The organism is Streptomyces sp. WELS2 (assembly GCF_013870595.1).
Taxonomy (GTDB): Bacteria; Actinomycetota; Actinomycetes; order Streptomycetales; family Streptomycetaceae; genus Streptomyces.
Genome location: NZ_JACBWZ010001274.1, coordinates 1 through 1,263, shown reverse-complemented (window position 1 = coordinate 1,263; position 1,263 = coordinate 1). Strand labels below are relative to the sequence as shown.

The following is a 1,263-nucleotide window of genomic DNA, read 5'->3' as shown; positions in this document are numbered from 1 at the left end:
TGGCGAGGGCCCGCCGTTGGCCGGCGGTGGGCCGTTCGCGGGCGCGTTCGCGGACGGCGGTGACATCCCAGGGCGGCATGAGGGTGAGCACCCGGGGATCGTCGGCCAGGGCGGGGTCTTCACCCAGCAGGGCCTGGGCGGTGAACGGGGTCGCGATCAGGGCGAAGCTGCCGTCGGCGTACTGCTGGACGAGGTCCTGGTGGATGTGGCCGGTGGGGGTGGTGGCGTGGCCGTAGGGCAGGCGCTGGGTGGCCTGCAGATGGGTGGTGAGGTCCTGTCCGGCGGCCCGGCCCGGTGCGCACAGGTGGCTGCCGCTGGGCACCCCGAGCCGGTGGGCGGCGTCCGCCGCCTGCGCCATGACCTGCCCGGAGGCGCGGACGTAGGTCTTGACGAAGTCGACCTTCAGGGCGGTGGCCCGCTCCAGGGTGCGCCGCACACCGGCGGCGGTGCGGTGGGCGCGGCCCATGGCGTACGCGGTGCGGGCGCCGTCGATGAGTTCGGCGCAGGCCAGCAGGCGCGGGCCGGTGCTGTGCCCGGAGGCGAGGGACTCGCGCAGCCGGACCGCCTCGTACAGGGATCCGCCCATGCAGGCCATGGTGGTGATGCCGTAGGCGAGTGCGGTCAGGCCGTGCCGGGCGCCGTAGGGGGCGCTGTAGGGATGGGTGTGGCTGTCGAACAGGCCGGGCAGGACGGTGTGCCGCGAGGCGTCCACGGTGCGGTGACCCGGGCGGCGCGGGCGATGGGGTTCGACGGCGGTGATCCGGCGGCCGTCGGTGAGGATGTCGACGTCCCGGCGCACAGGGGTGCCGGTGCCGTCCCACAACTGCCCGGCGTGGACGCGCAGCCGCTCCCGGCCGCGGGCCGGGCGGTGGGTGAGCGGCACGGGCAGCGTACGGGGCCCGGACCGGGCCGGGTCGAGGAGACGGAGCCGGCCGGATGACAGGTACAGCAGGGTGTTCGCCCCGCGTGCCCAGCTGGGGTGGTCGGCCGGTTCGCCGGTGAGCCGGCGGGCGGGACCGGTCGGGGTGCCGTCACGGGTGACGGGCAGCAGCCAGAGCACCGACTCGGCGACCAGCGCCATCCAGCGGCCATCGGGCGACCACACGGGGCCGGCGGCGGCGCGGTCGGACAGGGACTGGTGTGCGGCGGGCAGATGGCGTCTCTCGGTTCCGGTGCGGGTGTCGAGGACCCGGATGAGGTGGTAGCCCTCGCGGAAGCGGTGGTTGAGCCGGTTGCGGTCGCAGAAGGCCACGTACCGGCCGT

General features: G+C 75.5%; 1 pseudogene. It reads right to left on the bottom strand.

The features are described from left to right. Positions 1 to 1,263, bottom strand: a pseudogene (locus tag H5J33_RS35660) (amidohydrolase); the annotation flags it as partial.